Genomic DNA, 17,147 nt, shown 5'->3' on the forward strand with positions numbered 1-17,147 from the left:
CTAGACGTCCGCTCAGGTGTACGCCAATGCGTCAGCGATTGGGGTGAGTGTCACGGCAGGTTTTCTTTGCGCTGGCTCTCCAGAAGCTCGGTGATATCGGCCGGTTGATACACCCAGCCGATGAACAATTCATAGCCAACCGCCAGAATCACCGGCCCGGTGAACAAACCGATAATGCCGCTGGTGACCATGCCCCCGAGCGCGCCGATCAGTACGACCGGCATCGGCACCGCGACGCCGCGTCCCAGCAGCATCGGTTTGAGCACGTTGTCGGCAAGCCCGGCAATCGCCATCCACACCGCAAAGATAATTGTGCTGGCGCTGACCCCGTCCACGGCGAAGACATAAATCACGATGGGCAGCGTGATCAGCAACACCGGCAATTGGGTGATGCCCAGCAGCAACACCATCAAAGCGAGAATGCCGGCAGCCGGTACGCCCATGACCACCAACGCCACGCCCACCAGCAACATCTGAATAAACGCGATGCCAACCACGCCCTGCGCCACGGCGCGGATGGTTGCCGTGCACAGTTCGGCGATCTGCGGGCCACGCACGGGGCCGGAAATGCGTGTGGTGATAGCCACCGCTGTCCGGTGGCCGCGCTCGCCGTGGTGCATGATCAACCCGGCGACGATCAAGGCAATCACAAACACCACGATGCCTGCGCCGACGCCGGCAGCTTGATGCAACACCACTTTGCTCCAGTCCTTGAGGTGCGGCGCCAATTCCTGAAACGCCCAGCTCAGGTCTTGCGAAGCGTGCATCCAGATGCCGTAAAGCGGCGCGCCAATCAGCGGCCAGTCTTCGATACTGGCCGGTGGCGGCGGTATTTCGAACTGCCCCGCCTCGAACGTGTGCATGCTGCCCTTGATCGAATCGGCGATCGAAGCACCCAGCAGGCTCAACGGCAGCATCAGAATCACCAGGCCCACCAGCACCAGAATGATTGCCGCCCAGCCGTAGCGATTACCGAGTTTTGCACCCAGCAGCTGATTCAGCGGATACAGCGTGACGGCCAGGATCAGCGCCCAGAGCATGACATTCAGAAACGGATGGAAAATGTCGTAGCAGAACAGCACCAGAATGGTGATCAGACCCGCGCGTATGAGTACGTCAAGCAACGCTCTGGAACTCTGAAACGCTATCAGCGGTTTGTCTTCCATGTCGGCGCTCCTGGGTGGGCCATCGATGAACCGCTGTGAGCCTAGTTCACTTCCGGCACATCGTCTTTTGCCTTAGCGCTCCAACATGCCGTGACACAACAGATTCAGAACCCCGCGCATGTGCATGGCGTGCGCGGTGCGGTCTGGCAATTCCTGCGTGGCCAGGCGAATAAACGCCATGTTCGCGTACTGGTTGAACAGCGTCGCCACCACGTCGAGATCGATCGATTCGCGCACTTTGCCGACCTGCTGGAAATGCAGGAGCAGCGCTTTCGTCTCTTCGATCACCGCGGCATTCCACGGGCTCATCGCCTCGGCCAACTCACCGGTCAGCAGAAACGGCGCCAGTTCCCGCCACAGCGAAGCCGGCATCGCTTGTAGCTGGTAATCGGTCATCAAGCCTTCGAACTCGCACAACGCCTCCAGCGGATCGCTGTTCTCGTCCAGATTCGCCCGCGCCTCGCGCATGGCTTGCTCGTCGGGTTGCTTGAGCAAGGCCAGCAGAATCTCCTGCTTGCCGCCGAAATAGTTGACCACGGTGGGCGCAGAAACCCCCGCCTGCACGGCGATCTGGTCCAGCGTGGTGGCCGCAAAGCCATTGCGTTTGAACAACTCGAGCGCCGCCTCGGCAATCACCTGCCGGCGCTGTTCCTTCTGCCGCTCTCTGAGTCCGCTCATGTTGCCTCTGATGATCCTTGCCAATGGCCCTCAGCCTACGGATATCTTTTTTCATCGACAAATATTTTCTTTACAAAAATATTTTTAGATGACAAAACTTTATCCGTGCCGCGCTGCGACGAGCGCACCCACTTGCCCTTTGCTCTGGAGATCCGCCATGTCCGCCGAATTCGATTCGACCCGCAGTACCCGCGATTACCAAGCTTCTGACGCCGCTCACCACATCCACGCGTTCGTTGATCAGAAGGCCCTCAACGAGGAAGGCCCGCGAGTGATGGTCAGCGGCGATCGTCTGGCGTTATGGGACAACGACGGCAATCGTTACCTGGACGGCATGTCCGGTCTGTGGTGCACCAACCTCGGTTACGGGCGCAAGGATCTCGCCGCTGCCGCGACCGCGCAGCTGGAACAACTGCCCTACTACAACATGTTCTTCCACACCACTCATCCGGCGGTGATCGAGCTGTCCGAACTGCTCTTCAGCCTGCTGCCCAAACACTACAGCCACGCGATCTACACCAACTCCGGCTCCGAAGCCAACGAAGTGCTGATCCGCACCGTGCGCAAGTTCTGGCAGGTGATGGGCAAGCCCGAGAAGAAAATCATGATCGGCCGCTGGAACGGTTACCACGGCTCGACCCTGGCGGCGACGGCGTTGGGCGGGATGAAGTTCATGCATGAGATGGGTGGCACCATTCCTGATGTGGCGCACATCGATGAGCCGTACTGGTTTGCCCATGAAGGCAACCTGAGTCCGGAAGAATTCGGCCTGCTTGCCGCGCGACAACTGGAAGACAAGATTCTCGAGCTGGGCGCCGACAAGGTTGCCGCGTTCGTCGCCGAGCCGTTCCAGGGTGCGGGCGGCATGATTATTCCGCCGGCGACTTACTGGCCAGAGATTCAGCGCATCTGCCGTCAATACGATGTGCTGCTGTGTGCTGACGAAGTGATTGGCGGTTTTGGCCGTACCGGTGAATGGTTCGCCCATCAGGCGTTCGGTTTTGAGCCCGACACGCTGTCGATCGCCAAAGGCCTGACCTCCGGTTACATCCCCATGGGCGGGTTGATTCTGTCGCGGCGCATGGCCGAGGCGCTGGTGGAAAAAGGTGGCGTGTTTGCCCACGGCCTGACCTATTCCGGCCACCCGGTCGCGGCCGCCGTGGCGATTGCCAACCTCAAGGCCCTGCGCGATGAGGGCGTGGTGAATCAGGTGAAAACCGACACTGGGCCTTATCTGCAGAACTGCCTGCGCGAAGTGTTTGGCAATCACCCGTTGGTGGGTGAGATTCAGGGCGTTGGCCTGGTGGCGGCTCTGCAGTTCGCTGAAGACAAGGCCAGCCGCAAGCGCTTTATCAATGAAAACGACATTGCCTGGCGTTGCCGCACGATCGGCTTTGAGGAAGGCTTGATCATTCGCTCGACATTGGGTCGGATGATCATGGCCCCGGCGTTGATTGCCACGCGCACGGAGCTGGATGAGTTGATCGACAAGACGCGGATTGCAGTGGATCGAACGGCGCGGGAGTACGGGGTGCTGTGATCGGCCAAGGTCATGCCTGCCTTCTGAGAACTCCATAAATCCCTGTGGGAGCTGGCTTGCCAGCGATGGCGATAGTTCAGGAACATCATTATCGAATGTGCAGGCCTCATCGCTGGCAAGCCAGCTCCCACATGGATCTTCAGCGGACACGAATTCTGCATTCGTCGCAGATCCCCCGGGGGGGGGCCAGTCGGGTAGAAAATCGGTTGGAGATCAATCCCGCCGATTACTCCGCACGCCGCTTGGTGTTAAATAGGCGCCAGTCTTAACCTTGTCGCTTATAGCTGTGCAACGAGAACCGATATGAACACCCACTCCAGGAAAAACACCCAAATTCAAACAGCGGTGAGCGCATGATCGAAGTCACCGAAGTTTCCATTGCCCAACTGCGCGCCGCGCTCGAGTCCGGGCAGACCAGCGCAGTCGAACTGGTGCAGGCGTATCTGGCCCGCATCGATGCCTACGACGGCGCCGACACCCCCACCGCGCTGAATGCCGTGGTCGTGCGCAACCCTGAAGCGCTGAACGAAGCCCGGGCCTCCGATGCCCGCCGTGCCAAAGGTGAAACCCTCGGCCCGCTCGACGGCATTCCTTACACCGCGAAAGACAGCTATCTGGTCAAGGGCCTGACCGCCGCCTCCGGCAGCCCGGCTTTCGCCGATCTGATCGCTTATCGCGATGCCTTCACCATCGAACGTCTACGCGCCGCCGGGGCAATATGCCTGGGCAAAACCAATATGCCGCCGATGGCCAATGGCGGCATGCAACGCGGCGTCTACGGCCGCGCCGAAAGTCCTTACAACGCCAACTACCTCACCGCGCCGTTTGCCTCCGGCTCTTCGAACGGTGCCGGCACCGCCACCGCAGCGAGTTTCGCCGCGTTCGGCCTGGCTGAAGAAACCTGGTCGAGCGGGCGTGGCCCGGCGTCGAACAATGGTTTGTGCGCCTACACGCCGTCGCGCGGGGTGATCTCGGTGCGCGGCAACTGGCCGTTGACGCCGACCATGGACGTGGTCGTGCCTTACGCGCGGACCATGGCCGATCTGCTCGAAGTCCTCGACATCGTCGTGGCCGAAGACCCGGACACCCGTGGCGACCTCTGGCGTCTGCAACCGTGGGTGCCGATCCCGAGCGTCAGCGAAGTGCGCCCCGCCGCTTACGCCGATCTGGCCGCCGACGCCAAAGCGCTGGCCGGCAAGCGTTTCGCCGTGCCGCGTATGTTCATCAATGCCGACCCTGAAGCCGGCACCAGCGAAGCCCCGGGCATCGGTGGCCCGACCGGCCAACGCATCAACACCCGCGCCTCCGTGATCGACTTGTGGAAGCAGGCGCGTCAGGCTCTGGAAGCCGCCGGTGCGGAAGTCATCGAAACCGATTTCCCGCTGGTCTCCAACTGCGAAGGCGACCGCCCCGGCGCGCCAACCGTATTCACCCGTGGTCTGGTCTCGAAAGAGTTCTTGCACCATGAGCTGTGGGATCTGACCGCGTGGGCGTTCGACGACTTCCTGCAAGCCAACGGCGATCCGAAACTCAATCGTCTGGTCGACGTCGACGGGCCGAAAATCTTCCCGCACGATCCGGGCACCCTGCCCAACCGTGAAGGCGATCTGGCTGCCGGCATGGATGAATACGTGCGCATGGCCGAGCGCGGCATCACGCCGTGGAATGAAATCAGCACCGTGCCCGACGGCCTGCGCGGCCTCGAACAGACCCGGCGCATCGACCTCGAAGACTGGATGGATAAGCTGGGCCTCGACGCCGTGCTGTTCCCGACGGTCGCAGACGTTGGCCCGGCGGACGCGGACGTCAATCCGGAGTCGGCAGACATCGCCTGGAGCAACGGCATCTGGGTGGCCAACGGCAACCTCGCGATCCGCCACCTCGGCGTACCGACCGTCACCGTACCGATGGGCGTGATGGCCGACATCGGCATGCCGGTCGGTTTGACTTTCGCTGGCCGCGCCTACGACGACTCGAATCTGCTGCGTTTCGCCGCTGCGTTTGAATCGACCGGCAGCAAACGCCAGATCCCGCCACGCACGCCGCCGCTGTCTTAACGCGGTGAAAAGGTGTGTCAGCCAACAAAAATGTTGCCTGACACACCGCTATCGCTGGCAAGCCAGCTCCCACAGGTTCTGCTGCCGCCACAAAATCCTCATTCACCCCAAAACCCTGTGGGAGCGAGCAGGCTCGCTCCCACATTTTTTTGTGTGATGCCAAGATCGGTGGGTACACCATAGCCCCCTGTGGGAGCTGGCTTGCCAGCGATGGCGTCAGCACTATCACAACCTATTGACCTGACAACCACAGCAATTCAGCACACCCACTCAATCCCCAGCCCTGCAAACACTCGATCATCGCGGTCACCTTCATTGCCGCTGGCCACTGACCATGATCGACTGCGCCCCCTCGCGTTTCACCCTGCTCGCGCTGCTCTGCGGTCTGACCACCAGCGCCCACGCCAGCGGTTTCTTCGACGACGCCAAAAGCGAAGTGCTCAGCCGCAACTTCTACCTGAGCAACGACTACCGTTCGCCCTCAGCGTCCGGCAAGAACTATAAACAAGAGTGGGCTCAGGGCTTTATCGGCACTTTCTCATCCGGTTTCACCCAAGGCACAGTCGGTTTCGGCATCGATGCCCACGCCTTCGCCGGGCTCAAACTCGACGGTGGCAAAGGCCATTCCGGGACCGGTCTGCTGCCGGTCGACAGCGATGGCCGCAGCGAAAACGACTACTCCAGCGCAGGCGGCGCGCTCAAATTGAAAGCCTCGCGCACCACCCTTGCCTTTGGTGAAATGACCGTGGAAACACCGGTGTTCGATACCTCCGACAAACGCTTGCAACCGGAGTACGCCACAGGTTTCCTGCTCAACAGCGCCGAGTTCGACCACGTCAATCTGGTGGCCGGGCATTTCACCGCGTTCAAGAATCAGGACAGCTCATCGGGCAAAGGCGATTTCTATGGCTATGGCGCCAATACTGAAGCGGGCGGGATCAGTTTTCTCGGCGCCGACCTGTTCACCGACAGCCCGATTGGCGGCGCGTTGTACGCCTCGGACCTGAGCGACACCTGGCATCAGTACTACGGCAACCTGCACTTCAAGCAGTCCGGCGTGCTGCTCGACGCCAACCTCTACCACACCCGCGACACCGGCCGAGCACTGGCCGGCGCCATCGACAACACTGCGTTCAGCCTTTCCGGCAAATACACCTTCGGCGCGCACGCGGTGCTGCTCGGCTGGCAAAAGATCAATGGCGACACGCCGTTCGATTTCGTCGGTGGCGACTCGATCTACCTCGCCAACTCGATCAAATACGCCGACTTCAACGGCGCCAACGAACGCTCCTGGCAGGCGCGCTACGACCTCGACCTCGGCGCCTTCGGCATCCCAGGCCTGAAGTTCATGACCCGCTACGTCAGCGGCAGCCACATCGACGGCACCCACGCGCCCAAGGGCGGCGCTTACAACCCGTTCGATCCTGACAGCGGCGGTTACCAACCGCAGCAAGGTGACGGCGGCAAGCACTGGGAGCGGGATATCGATTTGAAATACGTCGTGCAATCGGGCGCGGCGAAGGATTTGTCGGTGCAGGTTTCGCATGTTTCACACCGGGCCAATGAGGCGCAGGCCGGCGATGACATTGACCGCATCTACGTGGTGATCCAGTACCCGTTGGGCTTCTGACGCACCACGGTCAACCTTCTTGGAGTGATTCAAATGTGGGAGCGAGCTTGCTCGCGGAGGGGCCCGTGAAGTCAATACAAAGTGCCTTTTAAACTCTGGCGTTTAAAAGACACCTCCAGACACGCCTTCGAGGCTACACATTCTTGCGCCATTGCCTACAGCTACGCCAGAATCCGCCGGCTTGTGCGCCTTGGGGGTGGGTTTTATTGTGGTGCGGTCGCTGACGGATCAGCGATCGGGTTTAGCAGCTCGGCTAATTTCAAGGCACGCGAGTTTCGCCATTATGTTATGGCGGCTTTGCGTGGGGCACTTCGGTGCGCCGGGATCCTTGAGCCTGGTCTGCTAACCCGCGTACAGCCGCCACCCTATCCGTTTAGCAGCGATGGATGACGGCTCCAAATCTCAAGGAGCTACACCATGATCAAACTAACACTAAACCCACCCGAAACCGACCTTGCCTCCCCCTACGAATCCCTCGATTCCAAAAAACTCAACGACGCCGCCGAACGCGCCCTCGATCACTACCTCTGCCCACCTGGCGCCACACCGCCGCCCCGTAAAACCCGCCGGATGTACGCCGTCACCGCAGACTTCAAAAACGAGGAACTACTGGCCGATGCCAGCGAAACCCTCGCCTCCGCCAGAACCATCGCCCATGACTTCGCCCATCTCATACCAGCATCGCAACGCAGAACGCTGCTGGGCATCGCGCAACTGATCATGCTCGGCGAGCTGGCGGTGAATCGGGTGATGGATAATCTGGAGCTGCCGCAGTAGCGACCCTCGATGATCGTTCCCACGCTCTGCGTGGGAATGCAGCCCTTGACGCTCTGCGTCAAATTCGCAAACTGGAACGCGGAGCGTCCCTTGAGGCATTCCCACGCAGAGCGTGGGAACGATCGACCGACCTGGAGTTGTCGAAGGCTGCGATCTTTTGCTTTGGGAAAACTGGCGGAAGGCAGCCGGAGTCGAACCTGCCCGGGAACGGATGCCGTCCCCAACCGGGTTTGAAGCCCGGCCGCGCCACCGGGCGCGATTGCCTTCCTTGAACTCATTGTGCGTCGGCATGGGCCAGCGCGCTGTCGGGGCGGATCTGGCGGGATTCGCCGAGGCGTCGGGTCAGGCCGACGCGGTCGAAATATTCGAGGTACTGAATACAGCGTTTGCGTCCCAAGCCTAGCGCATCGCGGAAGCTTGTCACCTGGATCTGCGGATTTTCCCTGGCGAGTTTGAGCAACACGTCGGCCATTTGCCGCAGTTGCACGTCACTCAAGAACAGGTCGCGCACGATTTGATGCATCAGGCCGAGCCGCGCCAGTTTGCGCAGCAGCAGGCGCACAGCGGCATCGTCTTGCCCCAGCAATTTGGCCACATCACGCACCCACGGCGGGTCGAAACCTCTCTGTTCGAACAACGGCTTTAATTGCAGCCAGAGACTTTCGTCTTCAGCATTCAAGCGCACCTGATGATCCGGCAGGTGCAGCCATGGCCCGCTCGCCTGAATCGAGCCGGCCGCGAGCAATTCATCCAGCAAACTGACAAACGTCGAACGCTCCAGCGTCAGGCCACTGAAGCGGCGCAAGCGATCGCGATCGGGGCCCATCTGGTCGGGTTCCAGTTCATGGAACTGCGCGAGTTGTTCCAGCAGGGTGAACTTCAGTTGCGCCCAGCGCTGCACATTGAACAGCACCGGGCCTTGGCGGGTGTCGATCAGGCGTACGTTTGCCGCTAACGCCCAGGTTGAGCGCGGGCGATTGAACTGACGTTCCAGACGCAGCGGGTCGAGGCCGCCAGCGCTGTAGTTGAGCAGCACGGGCAAGAGTTGTTCGAGTTTGTCGTCAGAGTTCAGGGCGCGCAGTTGCGCCAAACGTTCAGGGCTGCGGCGTTGTCGTGCCGGGGCGAACGGATCGAGCACTTGTCCGCCACCGAGGGTGCGTTGCGCACTTTGATCGCGCAGGATCAGTCGATCCCCCTTCACCGCGTGCACCGGCGCATTGATCAGCAGTTGCGCGAACATGCGCTCGCCGGGATTCAAGCGTGGGCCTTCGAGCAACGCCACCCGGGCGATGACATCTTGCGTGCCAAGGTGCACGTGCACCGGGTGAAAGTGTTCGAAGGTGCGTTCGCCGGGCAATAAATGAAAGTCGATGTCGACCCGTTGCGTCGGCGCGTGCAGCCATTCGCTCAGCAGCCACTGGCCGCGATGGATCTGCGCCAGTTCGAGGCGTTCACCGCTCAGGTTCAACGCCACGCGCTGGCCGGCGACGGCGTGTTCGGCGGGTTGATTCTGCGCGTGCAGGCCGCGCACCCGCACCGATTTGCCCGAAGGCCCGAGGCTGAGTTTGTCGCCGACAACCACCATGCCCGACAATGCCGTCCCGGTCACCACAATGCCCGCACCGGCCACGCTGAAAGCGCGGTCGATGGCTAAGCGAAAACCACCTTCACGGCTGCGTTCAAGCACTTCACTTTGCGTCTGCAGCAACACCTCGCGCAACGCCTCAATGCCCTGCCCGCTCAGGCTCGACACGGTCAGGATCGGCGCCTCGGCAAACGGCCCCGGGGCAAGCAGATCCAGCACCTGACGTTGCACCTCTTCCACTCTGCCCGCCTCTGCGCGATCACATTTGGTGATCGCCACCAGCGCGCGCGGGATGCCGAGCAATTGGACAATCGCCAGATGCTCGCGGGTCTGCGGCATCACGCCGTCATCGGCGGCGACCACCAGCAACACCAGATCAATGCCCTGCGCGCCGGCAAGCATGTTGTGGGTGAATTTCTCGTGGCCGGGGACGTCGATAAACCCGGTCAGCCCGGCGCCGGGCTCAAGTTCAGCATAGAGATAACCGAGGTCGATGGTCATCCCGCGTTGGCGCTCCTGCGGGCGGCGGTCGCCGGTTTGTCCGGTCAGCGCTTGCAGCAGCGAGGTCTTGCCGTGGTCGATGTGCCCCGCCGTGCCGACGATCACGGATCGACCTGCAACTGTGGCAACTGCGCGAGCCACGCCGCTTCATCGTCGAGCTGACGCAAATCCAGCCACAGGGCATCGTCGTCAATCCGTCCGAGCACCGGAATCGGCAAGGCACGCAGCGCCGCTTCCAGCTTCAACAGGCAGCGCCCGCGCAGACGCTTCGACACTTGCGGGCGACAACACAGCGCCGCACTCGGCAAACGCGCCACCGGTTGGCTGCCGCTACCGATCATGCCCAGGGCCTCGACTGCACTGACCTGCCACAGCGAACCCAAGACTTCAGCCAGCGCCGGTTGCAACCGTGCAGCCTGCGCGAAGATCTCAGCCTGCGGGCGGGTCAACAAACGCAAACTCGGCAGACGTTCAGCGAGGCGATCGGGATCGCGATACAACCCCAGCACCGCCTCCAGCGCCGCCAAGGTCAACTTGTCCACCCGCAGCGCGCGTTTCAGTGGGTTCTTCTTGATCTTCGCGATCAGCTCTTTGCGCCCGACGATCAACCCGGCCTGCGGGCCACCGAGCAATTTGTCGCCGCTGAACGTGACGATATCCGCGCCATCCAGCAGCGCCTGACGCACTGTCGGTTCGGCCGGCAAACCCCAACGGGTCAAATCCAAGAGGCTGCCACTGCCCAGATCTTCCAGCAGCGGCAAACCGTGACGATGGGCCAACTCAGCCAGTTCAGCGGTCGGCACGCGGGCGGTAAAACCTTCGATGCTGTAGTTGCTCGCATGCACACGCATGATCAAACCGCTGCGCGGGTTGATCGCCGCTTCATAGTCGCGGACATGGGTGCGATTGGTCGTGCCGACTTCGTGCAGGCGCACGCCAGCGCGGGCCATGATGTCGGGGATGCGGAAGGCGCCGCCGATTTCAATCAGCTCGCCACGGGAAATGATGCCTTCCTTGCGTGCGCCAAGACTGTTGAGCGTCAGCAGCACGGCGGCGGCATTGTTGTTAACCACGGTGACGGCTTCGGCGCCGGTCAATTCGCGGATCAGGCCCTCAATCAGATCATCGCGATCACCGCGTTTGCCGCTGGCCAGATCGAATTCCAGATTGAGCGGGTAACGCGCGGCCATTTGCACCGCGTCGATGGCTTCGTCTGGCAATAAGGCGCGACCAAGGTTGGTGTGCAGCACCGTGCCGGTCAGGTTGAACACCCGGCGCACGTGGCTGCGCTGTTGCTGGGCCAGGCGTTCACTGACGCGGCCGGCGAGTACTTCAGGGCTGATTTCCACGGCTGACAATTGCCCGTTCAACACGCCGGGGCGCAGTTCATCGAGCAACTGGCGCAAACCCGCGAGCAGCGACTCACGCCCGTGACGCTCAAGCAAAGGCCCACACGCAGGGTGACGCAACACACCATCAATGGAAGGTAACCGCAGGGACATCAGCCACTCCTGGAAACAGATCACTGGGCTACGCAGTGAAAAACAAGAGTGTAGACCTTGATGTCATTCGTCTCCCGGTGCCAGTAACAGATTCGGCGCCAGCCGCTGATAACCGTCCTGGGCCAGACGCATATCGAGCAGCAAAGTGCTGAGATCCGCTGACAACGCCTCGGCATCGGCGTCGTTCTCCAGATACACCAGTTTCAGATAGCTGTTGCAGCCCGGACAGACTTCGGCACGCAACGGCGCCTGATTGGCAGCATGGCGATCGTCCTCAAGGCTCAGATAATCCAGGCCTTTGCTCGACTCGCAATACACGCACTTGACCCGCACCACGTGCCATTCGCAGGCACACAGCGAACACACCAGATAACGCAAACCGTTGTGCTTGCCGCGATGGCGAATCACACCCGCCATGGCCGGTGAACCGCACGCTGGGCATTGGCTGAGGCTGTCGCCGGGTTTCAGTTGCAGATTCGCCGCGCTGAGCAGCCAGTGACTCCAGGCCACTTGCAGCGCCGCGCCAAGAAAAGGCACCAACTGCGCCGGCACCATCGAATATTGACCGCTGACCAACGCCACGGCCCATGCACGTAACTGACCGGGACTGGCGACCCGCAACGTCGTCACCGCCTCAATGACGGCAGGCTGTTCATCAGGTTCATAACGCTGCAGCAAAGCTTCGAGATAAGCCTGCCAACCCTCTTCACGCACCAACGTGTCAGCCGCAAATGGCGGCAAACCATGCTGCTGACAGGCCTCGATCCGTTGCTGATCAAACGGCGCCGTCAGCGGCGGATCGTCAAACACCTGCTGCTGCACCCGGCACAGTCCGGCAATCAGCCGCAGGTATTCAGCCAGTGCATGCCCCTCGGCCAATTGCTCCAGTCGAGCGGCGCGCAGCGCAAACAGGTTGTGCGGTGGCAGATGCAGAAACGGCGGCGAACTGGCCGCGGCTTCGATTTCCCCGGGTTCAAGAATGGTTGGCAAACGTCAGCCCTTTTTGGTGATCGGTCGCTCCGGCACGTCGGGATGACGCTCGTCGCGGGTCACCTCGCGATACCAGAGTTCATGGTGTTTCTTCGCCCAGGCGCGGCTGACCCAGCCGTGCATCATTGCGTCCACCGAGCCCTTGATCCACAGCCCGGCGTAGATGTGGATGATGATGCTCAGCACCAGAATAAACCCGGCCAACGCATGCAGCAGCATTGCCCAGCGAATCACGGTGATGCCGAAATACGCACTGAACCAGGCCCGCCAGATCACCAGCCCGGTGAACAGCAACGCGAGCATGCACAGGAGTAAAGTCCAGAACAGCAGCTTCTGCCCGGCGTTGTATTTACCTACCGGCGGCACGCTTTCTTCATCGTTGACCATCACCCGATTGATCCGCCGCAACCACCGCCGGTCATTGGCGATGAAGAAATTGCTGCGCCAGAAACTGAACACCAGGCCAAGGAACAACACGAACATGGCGATGCCCATGTACGGATGCAGAATCCGCGTCCACGGCCCGCCGCCGAACAGGTGGGTCAACCAGAACAGCGACGGATGAAACAACGCCAGCCCGGACAGCCCAGCCATGAAAAACAGGATCGCCACCAGCCAGTGATTGGTGCGCTGGTTGGGGGTGTAACGCAGGATCGTCTTGTTGCTCATGGCCGGTCCTCCCCGCGTGGATCGAAGGTGTGCACCGCCGGATCGACGACGTGCACCGAGGTGTCGGGTGGCGTTGGATGTTCGTCCTCTTCAACCCGGTTCGGCCCGATGCGCACGTAGTGGAAGAACCCGGCCAGCACCGCCGCGCCCATGGCCAGCAGGCCCAAGGGTTTGCTGATGCCTTTCCACAAGCCCACCAACGGACTGATCGCCGGATCCTGCGGCAGGTTGGCGTAGATGGTTGGCGTGTCGGCGTGATGCAGCACGTACATCACGTGCGTACCGCCGACACCGGCCGGGTCATACAGACCGGCGTTTTCGAAGCCACGACTTTTCAGGTCAACGATGCGCTCGGCGGCGTGTTCCTTCATGTCTTCCTTGGTGCCGAAGACGATGGCGCCGGTCGGGCAGGTTTTCACGCAGGCCGGTTCCAGCCCTACCGCGACCCGGTCCGAGCACAAGGTGCATTTGTAGGCTTTGTGATCCTTCTGCGAAATGCGCGGAATGTTGAACGGGCAACCGGTGATGCAGTAACCGCAACCGATGCAGTGATCCTGATCGAAATCGACGATGCCATTGGCATGCTTGATGATTGCGCCGGGACTCGGGCACGCCGCCAGGCAACCGGGCTCGGCACAGTGCATGCAGCCGTCCTTGCGGATCAGCCATTCGAGGTTACCGGCGTCGGTTTCGTGCTCGGTGAAGCGCATCAACGTCCAGGTTTCCGCGCTCAGGTCTTGCGGGTTGTCGTAGGTGCCGTGGTTGTGGCCGACCTCGTCGCGCAGCTCGTTCCATTCCGAGCAGGCCACCTGACAGGCCTTGCAGCCGATGCATTTGGTGGTGTCGATCAGCTTGGCCACCGCCTCCTGATTCCTCACCGACGGCGGCACGGTTGTGGTGGCCGAGCGGGCAATAATGTCTTGGCTGGCCATTTACAGTTTCTCCACGTTGACCAGGAATGACTTGGATTCCGGGGTCTGTGTATTGCCATCGCCGAGGAACGGCACCAGGGTGTTGGTCAGGTAACCGTGACGTGTCAGGCCGGTGAACCCCCAGTGCAGCGGGATGCCGATCTGATGCACGATCTGGCCGTTGACCTGCAGCGGCCGGATCCGTTTCGTCACCACTGCCACCGCTTCGATAAAGCCACGCTTGCAAGTGACGCGCACGCGATCCCCGGCGGCAATGCCCTTCTCTTTCGCCAGCACTTCACCGATTTCCACGAACTGCTCGGGTTGGGCAATTGCGTTCAACTTGCAATGCTTGCTCCAGAAGTGGAAATGCTCGGTGAGCCGGTAACTGGTGCCGGCATACGGGAAGTCCTTGGCCTCGCCAAGGGTTTCCCAGACCGAATCGAAGATCCGCGCTGCCGGGTTGCTGGTGGCTTTCTTGTTTTGCGGGTGCAATGGATTGATGCCGATGGGCGTTTCGAACGGCTCGTAGTGCTCGGGGAATGGGCCTTCGTTCATCTTGTCGACGGCGAAGAACCGCGCCACGCCTTCGGGATTCATGATGAACGGATTCATCCCGGCTTCCGGCGGCACGTCGGCTTTGTAGTCCGGCACATCGGTGCCGGTCCAGGCCTTACCGTTCCACCACACCAGACGTTTTTTCGGGTCCCACGGTTTGCCGGCGACGTCCGCCGAAGCGCGGTTGTAGAGAATCCGCCGGTTGGCCGGCCAGGCCCACGCCCAGCCCTGATGCTGATGCATGCCGTACGGATCGGCGTTGTCGCGGCGGGCCATCTGGTTGCCGGCCTCGGTCCAGCTGCCGGCGAAGATCCAGCAGCCAGACGCGGTGCTGCCGTCATCCTTGAGCAAGCCGAATCCGGCCAATTGCGAGCCGGCTTTGACCGCGACGCCAGCGGCATCGGTGAAATCCGCCACAGCGCTGCCGTTGATTTCCTTGGCCAGCTCCTCCGGCGAAGGCTCGTCGGGGATCTTGTACGGCCACGTCAGCTTCAGCAGTGGATCGGGGAATTTACCGCCCTCGGCCTGATAACGTTTGCGCAGGCGCAGGAACAATTCGCTCATGATGCGGATGTCGGTCTGCGCTTCGCCCGGGCCATCGGCGCCTTTCCAGTGCCATTGCAGCCAGCGGCTGCTGTTGACCAGTGAGCCATCCTCTTCAGCAAAACAGGTGGTTGGCAGGCGAATGACTTCGGTCTGGATTTCGGCGCTTTTCACGTCGTTGTAAGGCCCGACGTTGTGCCAGAACTCCGAGGTTTCGGTGGCCAGCGGGTCCATCACCACCAGCCATTTCAGCTTGGCCAGCGCGCCCATCACGCGGTTCTTGTCCGGTAGCGCCGCGATCGGGTTGAAGCCCTGGCAGAAGTAGCCGTTGACCTTGCCCTGGCTCATCAGGTCGAACATTTTCAGAACGTCGTAGTTGGGGATGTCGAGTTTTGGCAAATGGTCGTAGCACCAATTGTTCTCGACGGTGGCATTGGCGCCGTACCACGACTTCATCAGGCTGACGTGGAATTTGCTGTAGTTCTGCCAGTAGGACAATTGTCCCGGCCGCAGCGGAACTTGCGTGCGTTTGTGGATGAAGGCGTTGTAGTCCTGCTCGGCGTCGGTGCCCAGCGTCAGGTAGCCCGGCAGCGCATTGGAGAGCAAGCCAAGGTCGGTCAGGCCCTGAATGTTCGAGTGGCCGCGCAAGGCGTTGACCCCGCCGCCGGGCATACCGACGTTGCCCAGCAGCAATTGCACCATCGCCGCGCTGCGGATGATCTGCGCGCCGATCGAGTGCTGCGTCCAGCCGAGGGCGTAGAGAATCGTCATGGTCTTGCCCGGTGTCGAGCAGGTGGCGATCTCTTCCCAGATTTTCTGCATGGCATCGACCGGCATGCCGCAGATCTGGCTGGCGAGGTCGATGGTGTAGCGGCTGTAATGCTGCTTCATCAGTTGATAGACGCAGCGCGGGTCTTGCAGGGTCGGGTCGACTCTGACGAAACCGTCGTCGCCCATCTCGTAACCCCAGCCGGATTTGTCGGTGTAGCTGCGTTTCTCCGCGTCGTAGCCGCTGAAGATCCCGTCTTCGAAGCCATAGCCTGCTCTGACGATGAACGACATGTCGGTGTAGTTGCGCACGTATTCGTGCTGGATCTTGTCCTCGGTCAGCAGGTAATTGATCAACCCGCCCATGAAGGCGATGTCAGTGCCGGTGCGGATCGGCGCGTAATAGTCGGCCACGGACGCGGTCCGGGTAAAACGCGGATCAACCACGATCAGCCGCGCAGCGTTGTGCGCCTTGGCCTCGGTCACCCATTTGAAGCCGCACGGATGCGCTTCTGCGGCGTTGCCACCCATCACCAGAATCAGATTCGCGTTGGCGATATCGGTCCAGGTATTGGTCATGGCACCACGGCCGTACGTCGGGGCAAGACTTGCCACCGTCGGGCCGTGTCAGACACGCGCCTGGTTATCGAACCCCAGCATGCCGAGACTGCGAATCACCTTCTGGGTGATGTAACCGGCTTCGTTGGACGCCGCCGACGCCGCGAGGAACCCGGTGCTCAGCCAGCGATTCACCGTTTGCCCGTTGGCATTTTTCTCGATGAAGTTGGCGTCGCGGTCGGCTTTCATCAGGTCGACGATGCGGTCGAGCGCTTCGTCCCAACTGATCCGCGTCCATTCGCTGCTGCCCGGCTTGCGCGTTTGCGGGTAGAGCAAACGGCCGGGGCTGTGAATGAAGTCGAGAAGGCCTGCGCCTTTCGGGCAGAGGGTGCCGCGATTGACCGGGTGGTCGGCGTCGCCCTCGATGTGAATGATGCTTTGCGCGACGTTCTTCGCGGCATCGCCCTGGCTGTACATGATCAAGCCGCACCCGACCGAGCAATACGGGCAGGTGTTGCGGGTTTCATGGGTGTGGGCAAGCTTGAAGTGGCGCACCTGCTCGGCGAAGGCTGGCGTCGGGGCCATGCCCAACGCGCCCAGGCTCGAGCCTGCAAGGCCGATACCGGCGACCTTGAAGAACTGACGACGGCTGAGATCCATCGTGCACTCCTGATCAGGTGGAACCCGGTACTTGAGCCGGGTTTTATCTGGACA

Annotated in this window: 12 protein-coding genes and 1 tRNA gene; 4 read left to right on the forward strand and 9 right to left on the reverse strand. The window is 61.4% G+C overall.

What is annotated here, in order from left to right; all coding sequences use genetic code 11:
- Nucleotides 1-50: 50 nt before the first annotated feature.
- Both M9827_RS09255 and M9827_RS09260 read right to left on the reverse strand, forming a co-directional pair.
- Complete coding sequence (locus M9827_RS09255) at nucleotides 51-1,166, reverse strand: AI-2E family transporter (protein WP_250605186.1); 1,116 nt, start codon at nucleotides 1,164-1,166, stop codon at nucleotides 51-53.
- 72 nt (nucleotides 1,167-1,238) lie between these two features.
- Complete coding sequence (locus M9827_RS09260) at nucleotides 1,239-1,844, reverse strand: TetR/AcrR family transcriptional regulator (RefSeq protein ID WP_250605187.1); 606 nt, start codon at nucleotides 1,842-1,844, stop codon at nucleotides 1,239-1,241.
- Between the two features lie 157 nt (nucleotides 1,845-2,001).
- On the opposite strand from M9827_RS09260, the gene M9827_RS09265 reads away from it, so the two are divergent.
- The 4 genes from M9827_RS09265 (at nucleotide 2,002) to M9827_RS09280 (ending at nucleotide 7,848) form a co-directional block, all read left to right on the forward strand.
- On the forward strand, nucleotides 2,002-3,384 hold the full coding sequence (locus tag M9827_RS09265) for an aspartate aminotransferase family protein (RefSeq protein WP_250605188.1): 1,383 nt from the start codon (nucleotides 2,002-2,004) through the stop codon (nucleotides 3,382-3,384).
- 353 nt (nucleotides 3,385-3,737) lie between these two features.
- A complete protein-coding gene (locus M9827_RS09270; protein ID WP_250605189.1) occupies nucleotides 3,738-5,441 on the forward strand; it encodes an amidase in 1,704 nt (567 codons plus the stop codon).
- Nucleotides 5,442-5,775: 334 nt separating this feature from the next.
- Nucleotides 5,776-7,071 (forward strand): OprD family porin, encoded by a 1,296-nt coding sequence (locus M9827_RS09275; protein ID WP_250605190.1) that lies wholly within the window; start codon nucleotides 5,776-5,778, stop codon nucleotides 7,069-7,071.
- 417 nt (nucleotides 7,072-7,488) lie between these two features.
- On the forward strand, nucleotides 7,489-7,848 hold the full coding sequence (locus M9827_RS09280) for a DUF6124 family protein (RefSeq protein WP_250605191.1): 360 nt from the start codon (nucleotides 7,489-7,491) through the stop codon (nucleotides 7,846-7,848).
- 172 nt (nucleotides 7,849-8,020) lie between these two features.
- On the opposite strand, the gene M9827_RS09285 is transcribed toward M9827_RS09280, so the two are convergent.
- From M9827_RS09285 to fdnG, 7 genes are all read right to left on the reverse strand, one after another.
- A tRNA-Sec gene (locus tag M9827_RS09285) sits at nucleotides 8,021-8,116 on the reverse strand.
- Between the two features lie 6 nt (nucleotides 8,117-8,122).
- Entirely contained in the window at nucleotides 8,123-10,039 is a 1,917-nt protein-coding gene (gene selB, locus M9827_RS09290; RefSeq protein ID WP_250605469.1) for a selenocysteine-specific translation elongation factor, read from the reverse strand.
- The gene (gene selA / locus M9827_RS09295) at nucleotides 10,036-11,439 is read right to left on the reverse strand and encodes an L-seryl-tRNA(Sec) selenium transferase (RefSeq protein WP_250605470.1); all 1,404 of its coding nucleotides are present in this window, start codon (nucleotides 11,437-11,439) and stop codon (nucleotides 10,036-10,038) included. The genes selB and selA overlap by 4 nt, the downstream gene beginning before the upstream one ends.
- 60 nt (nucleotides 11,440-11,499) lie before the next feature.
- Nucleotides 11,500-12,426, reverse strand: a complete 927-nt coding sequence (gene fdhE, locus M9827_RS09300; RefSeq protein ID WP_250605192.1) for a formate dehydrogenase accessory protein FdhE — start codon at nucleotides 12,424-12,426, stop codon at nucleotides 11,500-11,502.
- A 3-nt stretch (nucleotides 12,427-12,429) separates the two neighbouring features.
- Entirely contained in the window at nucleotides 12,430-13,095 is a 666-nt protein-coding gene (locus M9827_RS09305) for a formate dehydrogenase subunit gamma (protein ID WP_250605193.1), read from the reverse strand.
- Nucleotides 13,092-14,027 (reverse strand): formate dehydrogenase subunit beta, encoded by a 936-nt coding sequence (gene fdxH, locus M9827_RS09310; protein ID WP_008082738.1) that lies wholly within the window; start codon nucleotides 14,025-14,027, stop codon nucleotides 13,092-13,094. The genes M9827_RS09305 and fdxH overlap by 4 nt, the downstream gene beginning before the upstream one ends.
- Nucleotides 14,028-17,093 carry a formate dehydrogenase-N subunit alpha gene (gene fdnG / locus M9827_RS09315; protein WP_250605194.1) on the reverse strand — a complete coding sequence of 1,022 codons (3,066 nt, stop codon included), beginning with the start codon at nucleotides 17,091-17,093 and terminating at the stop codon, nucleotides 14,028-14,030.
- Between the last annotated feature and the right edge of the window lie 54 nt (nucleotides 17,094-17,147).

Source organism: Pseudomonas sp. AKS31 (genome assembly GCF_023634765.1).
GTDB lineage: Bacteria > Pseudomonadota > Gammaproteobacteria > Pseudomonadales > Pseudomonadaceae > Aquipseudomonas.